General features: G+C 40.0%; 6 protein-coding genes and 1 pseudogene. 1 reads left to right on the top strand and 6 read right to left on the bottom strand.

The genetic code is table 11. The features are described 5' to 3' along the window. Window positions 1-284 precede the first annotated feature (284 nt). From G322_RS19680 to G322_RS0101610, 6 genes are read right to left on the bottom strand one after another with little or no spacing between them, the layout of a single operon-like run. Window positions 285-770, bottom strand: coding sequence for a type IV pilin protein (locus tag G322_RS19680; RefSeq protein WP_022940069.1), 486 nt, complete (start codon window positions 768-770; stop codon window positions 285-287). 45 nt (window positions 771-815) lie between these two features. Next, window positions 816-4,082: a pilus assembly protein gene (locus G322_RS0101630; protein WP_022940068.1), complete on the bottom strand. Its 3,267-nt coding sequence runs from the start codon at window positions 4,080-4,082 to the stop codon at window positions 816-818. A gap of 28 nt (window positions 4,083-4,110) precedes the next feature. Then, window positions 4,111-4,641 carry a pilus assembly PilX family protein gene (locus G322_RS0101625; protein ID WP_022940067.1) on the bottom strand — a complete coding sequence of 177 codons (531 nt, stop codon included), beginning with the start codon at window positions 4,639-4,641 and terminating at the stop codon, window positions 4,111-4,113. 13 nt (window positions 4,642-4,654) lie between these two features. Continuing rightward, complete coding sequence (locus G322_RS0101620; protein ID WP_022940066.1) at window positions 4,655-5,632, bottom strand: PilW family protein; 978 nt, start codon at window positions 5,630-5,632, stop codon at window positions 4,655-4,657. A 59-nt stretch (window positions 5,633-5,691) separates the two neighbouring features. After that, window positions 5,692-6,210: a type IV pilus modification protein PilV gene (gene pilV / locus G322_RS19675; protein ID WP_022940065.1), complete on the bottom strand. Its 519-nt coding sequence runs from the start codon at window positions 6,208-6,210 to the stop codon at window positions 5,692-5,694. Beyond that, window positions 6,203-6,691, bottom strand: a complete 489-nt coding sequence (locus G322_RS0101610; RefSeq protein WP_022940064.1) for a GspH/FimT family pseudopilin — start codon at window positions 6,689-6,691, stop codon at window positions 6,203-6,205. The genes pilV and G322_RS0101610 overlap by 8 nt, the downstream gene beginning before the upstream one ends. 1,469 nt (window positions 6,692-8,160) lie before the next feature. Here G322_RS0101610 and G322_RS0101600 point away from each other — a divergent pair. Beyond that, window positions 8,161-8,352 (top strand): annotated as a pseudogene (locus G322_RS0101600) (energy-dependent translational throttle protein EttA); the annotation flags it as partial. Window positions 8,353-8,363 lie beyond the last annotated feature (11 nt).

The raw sequence follows: 8,363 nt of genomic DNA, 5'->3' as shown, positions 1-8,363 counted from the left end.
GCGTTGCATTCAATCGCAATAGCCGGCTATTACTCAATCATGCGCCTTGACCTTAGTCATTTACCCTGCGTAAAACCTGATCATTATATTAAGCGAATGGTATTACTCAATCATGCGCTTTGATCTTAGTAATTTATCCCACGTAAAACCTGATCATTATATTAAGCGGAAGGGTATTACGCCTAAAATTCGAGGATGAAACGGTTTAAAATAGGTTTCCAATTCTTTATCAGTCTCGTCTTTTTCATCTTGAAACCGTCAAGGTATGACACACTTAAAGTGAGTTAGCAGCTACTTTTCCAGCACATTTCTGTCGATTCAACTTCGTTTGGTGATGCCCCGAGTCCGGAAAGAAGACCATTCGCATCATTATCAATATCCCAACCTCTTGCGCCTGTGGATTTTAATATTAATACCCCATCTCCAGATTGAGCACCGACAGGCTCTGCCCCAATAACATAAGTACTTGAAGATGCAGACTGAATTTTAAGGTGATAGTAAGTACCCGCGCCATCTATTGGTGACTTTGTCGAAAAAATAACAGGGGCACCGGTATTAGCGCCTCCTGTGGCAGCACCCGTATAGGTTCCCTTGGTGGTATACCAACGTTCGAGCGCCAGCGCTAAGCCTTGCAGTGCTGATTGTGCATCAACCCGCCGTGATTTTTTCACACTCTCCTGATAGGAGGGATAAGCTATCATTGCTAATATGCCAATGATAGCTATCACAACCAGTAACTCAATAAGCGTGAAACCTTTCCTATTTTTCAAAACTATTCCCTTACTGTAATGCAGTTTTTATCGTTAAATCAATTATTAGCGAATTTGTTCTTCCCAAGAAAGCCTTCCCTCTTGTGCACTTGGACCGGTATTTATCATTTTTATTTCTGTTTGGCCATCTGCATCGTTGAGGTAGGCGTTATTACCCAAAATATTCACCTCAGCAACCATTGAATTAGCCGTTTTCACCCCACTCGACTCCAGATCATCAACAATTCCATTATTATTTTTATCATTTAATGCGGTGGCGGCTACCGATGAGTCATCAATAACACCATCAAAATTAACATCAAAAACCCCAAATGTAGGCGCTTTCCCTGTCGCTAAATCAACCCCCATTATCCAGCTATCGCTATTAGCGGTACAGACATCCCCACTATCAAGGTCTGGAATGACAGTAGTGAAAAACAACACGTTATTACGAATAAGAGAGTCTGAGATCACGCGTTCCCCTTGCGCCGTACTATTATTATTGAGGTCAAAGTACCAACCCGACGAGGTAGCCCAGCTAAATGAAGCTCCAGTGATCAAGCGTTTGTTACTATCAAAAGTATTCAGCGTTCTTGGGGTTAAATTGCCTCGAAGTTGTTCCTGGTTCCCTTTATCTATAACAGCGTAATAACTCATTACATCGACATTGCTTTTATCTGTTTCTTCAATATATTTACCCGTTCCAAAAAAAACTAATAAATCAGGAGCACTGCCCGTTGGCGATACATTTTTAGAGATAATAGGTGCGCTGGTAATAGGTTGTGCTTTGCCCGTGCTATCTTTCGCAGTAAAGAGGGGCTTAGGTGCGCTGACAGTACCGTAATCCACCTTCCAGTTGCTCGCATTACTAGCACTAATATCGAATGCCCACATGTTGCCCTCTAAATCACCGGCGTAGACTCTATCTGCAACACCATCACCGTTGGTATCAACTACACTCGGCGTAGAAAGGCCATTAGGTGTACCGGCAGTACCTGCGCCTGTATCAATTACAAAATAATCAACCTCTTTATTCCAAACATCATTCGAGTCTTGAGGCTCAAGGAATAAAATAAACAGCTTGGCATTACCATCTGTGCCCGCATTGTTATAACCATTACCAACGATCACCGCCCATTTACCATTAGCCATCATAACAACCGTTGGTTTACTGTAGCTATAACCAAAATCGCTATCATCTGTACTGCTAAATTCCCATAGGGCTAATTTCTGTGCATTGGCTGTTGAACTTGAAAATTTAGTGGGGTCAGTAATATCCAGTGCAAATAACCCTTTTCCTCCGCTACGTAACCCACCAATAAGCACGGTACGCCATGCACTATTTATGTATACGTCACTCACTGTCGGCGTTAAATCAACATAAAACTGATGCGCATAATTTTTATTAGCGAGATAATTTAGCCCAGCTTTCGGCTCTGTGGAATAGACGATATTGGGGATATAGGCAAACTTTTCTTTACCTGCATCCACGCCAGTTAGCGAGGCATTAAAACCATGCAACATACCATCATTAGCGCCGACATAGAGCATTGGTGTTCTACTCGCCTGAGCCGTTTTAAACGCTGAATAGTTAGCACTACTTGCTCCTATTTTATTAGCACTGGTCCAATTCGGCCAATTTAATTGTGGCGCACCAACGTAAACGGACGTTGAATTGACGATATCACCCAGTCGGCTTGAGCGAACGCGATACTCTGCGACACCCTCTCCTTCATCTGCTCTTTTACCGCTAATATAATTAATTAAGTTGTCGATGCCCGTGCTACCTTCTGGTCCTTTGCTAAGATCAGCTAATTGCGCAGGACTTAAACTGCCACTGGTAAATGGAACCCCCTTTTTAGTCACCGGATTGTAAGTAAAAATATTCCTTGTTGTGCTAAGGTTTGCATCAAGTATGGCATCAAGCTTAGTCGTTACATCCCAAGTCGCTGTTGTAGCGATTTCACCACTCCCAGAGAGTTCAAATGCCTGTAAGCTTCCCGACCATTGAGCACTATTAAAGTTGGCTGAATAAACTGCGTTATCGGTGCTCAGTGAAGGCGCATTAAAAGAAACCCCCGAACGCGAGGCAACTTTTGCAAAGATATTGTCAAGCGTTTTCTTAAAGGCTTGCGCTAATTCGCTAGCGTTTGATGCCCCGATAAACTCCCCGCCCCCATTGCTAGCAGTATTTTGCAACAAGGTACTACTTGTTACACTTTCATCTGCAAATCCAATGATATAAGTGGAGGCATTATTGATTACCTCTTCGCCGCTATCGTCTAGATCTGGTCGCAAATCAATCTCATACATTGCGAGTGCCACATCGTCGAGTATCGACCCGGTGCCATTATCATAGTCTCGTAAATAAGTACTTACGTTACTATCCGATGAAGGCTGCCCATCTGTCATTGCAACGACAAAATTGGGTTGGCACCAGTTTTGAATGACAGCGTCAGGGGCACTTAACCCTGATGCGTATGCCGGGCTTTGTATAAATACATTGTTAGTTTTAATCGAAGTGGGCGCAGTATTTGGGTGAATAAGTAAGTTACTCTCAGCAGAATAACCCCGCGTATAATAACGTCCTATTTGTGACAGCGCTTCACCTAGGGGTGTTCCACCACCAAATGTGATTAAATCAATCGCGGTTTTAAAGGCTGTTTTGTTACTGAGAGTTAAATCAGTAACATTGCCGATAATTCTTGCGCCAGTGCCTCCATTAAACCTTGCAATACCAACGCGTATATTTTGTAAACTATCAATCAGCGCAGTTGCTGCTTCTTGAGCCACTTCCATGCGTATTTTTGTGCCTGGCTTTTTTCGTGCTCCAACGCCAAAATTTGCATCAGAAAAGTACCAATTTAAAAAATTACCTTTATAGGATGCCGTGCCGTAGTAAGTACCACCATTGCTCGAGTAATCATTCGCAGGGACTTTATATGAACCGTCATTTGCATTTGCATTAAGCTGTGCATCATAAAGCGTATCATCATTAAAACAGCGTCGATTGCCCGTTGTACCAAATCTTTTGCCATTAAATTTAACCTCACCATTCGCTTTAATACGAATAGTCACCGTACCACCACTAAACTCTCTATTGTTCGGACAGTTATAATAGTCTACCGTTGCATCATAAGCATCGGGCTCGACAATATTACCCATTGACCCAGAACTGTCGATCAATAGCATCATATTAGGCTGCACAGATGTGGCGGTAATTAAAGGCTCTGTGGGGAGTACCAAGGCAGTTGCAAAGGTAATATTTGAATAACCAAGGGCGACAACAATCGCCATCTTAATGAGAGATACCTTTGTAGATAGTTTGTTCATTGTTGCTTTCCTTTCATTTCTGGCATCATTAAAAACGCTTTCCATAATAACTAACCACAACTCGCTCAGCATCACCGTTATCTCCCTGAGAACGAGAAACAATTTTGAATATATTCACATCACCACCACCTGACGTTTGACCGTATCCGTTGATATTAAGAGCATCTAAATTCGCATTAGGCACTGACAATAACCCAAGGTGTTCAATGAAATAACTCGCAACACGGCCCGATTCCGATACCTGCGTACTGGCGTCAATGGTGTTACTACTAAGCCAGGCATTCGTATCAAAAATATTGGACGGCCCATTATCTTGGCTATAGAGCCCACCCGTTCCCTGCACATTAAAGGCGACAGTGCTAACGTAGGTTTCAATAAGTTTTTCAGCATCTCTTATTCCTGACTCTGACATTTGCAACGCCACATGCGCGTCGCGTACTGCCATGGCCATTTTTTCTTGCATGAGTACCGATTTATTACCTGAAAACACTAATAAAGTAACTGAGAATAATATAATTAAGCTAACGACTAACACGGCACCACACTGTTTTTTATACATGTTATTACCCATTTTATTGCAATGTTCTGTTACGTATATTAGCGGTAAGCGCATAGTGTTTTTCTACCTGACTAGAAGCACCATTGCTGTTTTTACTAACCAATTCAAAGCGGATCGAAAGTACTTTATTCATATCACCAACGCCAGAAGCGGTACTAAACGTGTCTGCGCTATTGTCACCATCTGTATCTTCACCGTACATTATTTGTAAATCACTTATTCCTCTAGCTAACTCTTTGGCTGTGCCATCCTCGCTTACATAAAGAGAAGTACTGCCCGCTATGTTTGTGCCTACAAAATAGGTTTTAACATAAGGAACAAGTATTTGAGCGCTACTGGTATAAGTCTGAGAAAATGCTTGAGTCACATTTTTTACTGCACCCGCTGATGGTGGAGCAATGTTGTGACCAAGAATAGTAGACGCTGCATCCGTATCTGAAAACAGATCCGCCCCCTGACAATTACTTATCATGACCACATCTCCCTTCGAAATACCCGCCCCATTAACGATATTAATATCCGCAGATGGAGTTGCCATAAACGGCGTAATAACTTTTACATCAGAAAAGCTTCTCGCTCCTCGCAAGGTTAGGGTATCGGTATTATCAACCACTGATATCGTCGCGATGGTACGAGCTGTGACATCATTTCCACCCGTTACACCCTGTTGACCACTTGGATTAGCGCTGGCATTATAATCCGAGTCAGTGGTATCTAAATGATTCACTATCAAACTTGTATTGTGCAGACATCCCCAAAAGTCAGCGCCGCGGATATCGCGACTTATTAATTCTAATGAGATACGCCCATTTTCTTGCACACGAGAAAACGCATTTTGTAAATGCATACTCTGCACACTGGCAAGAAACATTTGCGAAACGGAAAACAACACTAATAACCCGAGCGTTATTGCTATCATTAATTCTATTAATGAAAAACCACCTTGTCTTATGATATAAATATCATGATTTTTGGCTATATGAATACGCATAGTGCCCCTGTTATCAATTGAGTCAGATAAAATAGTTACTTCATATCAATTAGTTGAATTTAAAGTTGCAATCTTACAATGAAATTAACATTATCAATTTTACCGCCAGAACTCGATTGTTGTTGTTCCCTCCAGGCCACCGTTATCTCAAACACTCCCCCCCCCTTACTTTCGACCTTGCCCGTTCCGGTCGGTAGCCCGCCTGAAATAATGCTGTTTCCTATTAGCTGATTCCATTGGTAAGCATCTAACTGAGCAATTTGCTCAACGGAGCAAGAGCTACATCCGGGATCAGTTTCCGTCGCATCAATGGCATCGTAAAAACCAGCTGATACCGCAGCCCGGTTAGTGCGCATACGTTCTGCCATATCATATGCATAAGCGGTAGCCAACGTACGAAATTGTGCATTATTGAGGTTTTTTAAGCTTATCAATTGCATCGAAGCTAACCCTAAAAATCCAATTGCAACAATGAGTAATGCAACTAAAACCTCGAGTAACGTACTACCTCTATGCTTCTTAGTTATTAGCTTAAAAAGATGTTTTAATTTCGGTTTGTTGTTATCAGTTTTAAACACAATTTACCTTATCCGCAAAAATCGCGCCCGATGATAAAACAGAAATGTCTCGCCCCACTTCTCCAGACCGGTTATCACAAAGCCTGAGTACATCTGCATTATCAATGCCTCCGGTTGCATCGAATGTAAATTGGGTAATACCATGATCACTGATTAAACTATTACCACTATTATAAGCCTCCCAAAATCGCAACACTTCATCGACACCGACATCAAAGGAGCCGTTAGAATTTTTATCGATCCAAACAACCATTCCTCCTGTCCAAGTTGATCCATTTCGTTGCCCCAGTTGGACAGGGCTTCCACGCTTGACCGCTTCCATACGCGCATAGTTAAATGCGCCCACTATATCATTGCTATTAGCGACCATTTCGCTACCTCTAATAAAGGTTGTAAAACCAGAAGGTGCTATCGCTAATAAAATAGCCAATATACTTAGCACGACCAATACCTCGATCATTGTAAAACCTAAATTTTTCATATCGTACTCGCACTTCTCTTTTATTAGCTCTAGCTTTCGGATTATGTTGTTGTCACTAATAGCAACGCCAGTTAATACGCACAATGCAGATCATGGATTTTCATTGTGCAAGAACCTATACCACTGATTTTTTGTTATTCACCCGACCTTTCCATACATTATTTTATAACTTGAAATTCATCTAAAAAGCGAAGAGAAAGATCACCTTATGGTCAACAACAAAAGAAAATAAAAAACAATACCTTTATATCTAAAACTATAAATATCAAAAAAAACAGAATATAAAAATACACGAATGGATCTTGTTAAACAATTAAAATACATGGTAATTTTTAAAACAGAAACAATGATCACATTTACATTATTTATTACACTTAGATTTTGAGACAAAAAAACCAACAAAACTCAATAAAATAAGCATCCACAGGGGAATTAAAAATAACAAAGGTAAAAGCGACTTGCATCTAAATATAAAAAACAACATATATTTAACATTTCAAACAATATAAGGCGATATCTTTAGCATTACGATATGATTTAAAATATAATAATAAAGTCAACTAAATCAACGTATAACACAATCTCAGAGAAGTATAAAAATCAAATAATAAAAAACGACAGTAGGAAAGACAGGGAATAACAACCCCATAAAAAATGACAAAATTTAAAGCGTAGTAGATAACTAACAAATAGCAAATTTAAAATAAATAACTTCAAATTTTAACCTTTCATTAACCAATTTTTAACATCAAAAAAAACAACTGACTTTACGATTAATTAATGCAACATTAAGACGAAGCATTGTATTAATGCTAACATTTATCTGTTATTTAGTGTGATTACTACGAGCAGAATTGGCACATAAAAATATCCAAAACATTTGAATGCGGATGTAATATAAGTTGTTAATCAATGCCTATATTCTCATTAATGGCACTTTAAATCGGATATTATAAATTTTAACATTCAGTGCTGAAATTTATATGATTATCAATCAAAATCCAAGTTAAGTAGGGTCCTAAACGATAACTCAAATCCCCCACGGCAACCCCGCCTTACAGTAACTACCTCTATTTTAATAACTTACTTTTATCTGTATTTAAGAGATCAAAAATGGCACAGTTTATTTTTACCATGAATCAAGTCAGCAAGGTGCTTCCACCTAAACGTACAATCCTGAAAGACATCTCACTGAGTTTTTTCCCCCGGCGCTAAAATTGGCGTGTTATACCAATTACATTAAGTATGTGATCTAAATTTTCCGCAGGGGAAACAGCTTAATTCAAGGCGTAAGTTGACGTTCCCTTTACGAAAATTACAACGCGGAAGTGAGTTGTTTTAACCAGTAAAATAGATCAGATATTTACTGTTATTGGTATTAGGTTTGAACGGCTCCTGTAAATCCACCTTACTGCGTATTATGGCGGGCATTGATAAAGAGTTTGAAGGAGAAACACGCGCATTAACAGGGACTAAAATTGGTTATCTCGCATGATCGCTGGTTCTTAGACAAAATTGCGCCCCATATCATTGATTACCGTGACAAAGGGAAAATCAACTTTTTTGAGGGTAGCTACAGTGATTATGAAGTGTGCCTGAAGAAAACCTTTGGTGCTGCAGCAGCTGAGCCACATCGCATTAAATACAAACGTATTTCATAACATCTAATAAT

Origin of the sequence: Psychromonas hadalis ATCC BAA-638 (assembly GCF_000420245.1) — a bacterium.
GTDB lineage: Bacteria > Pseudomonadota > Gammaproteobacteria > Enterobacterales > Psychromonadaceae > Psychromonas > Psychromonas hadalis.
Note: the sequence above shows the minus strand (reverse complement) of the source record. Positions and strands in the feature narration are given on the sequence as shown.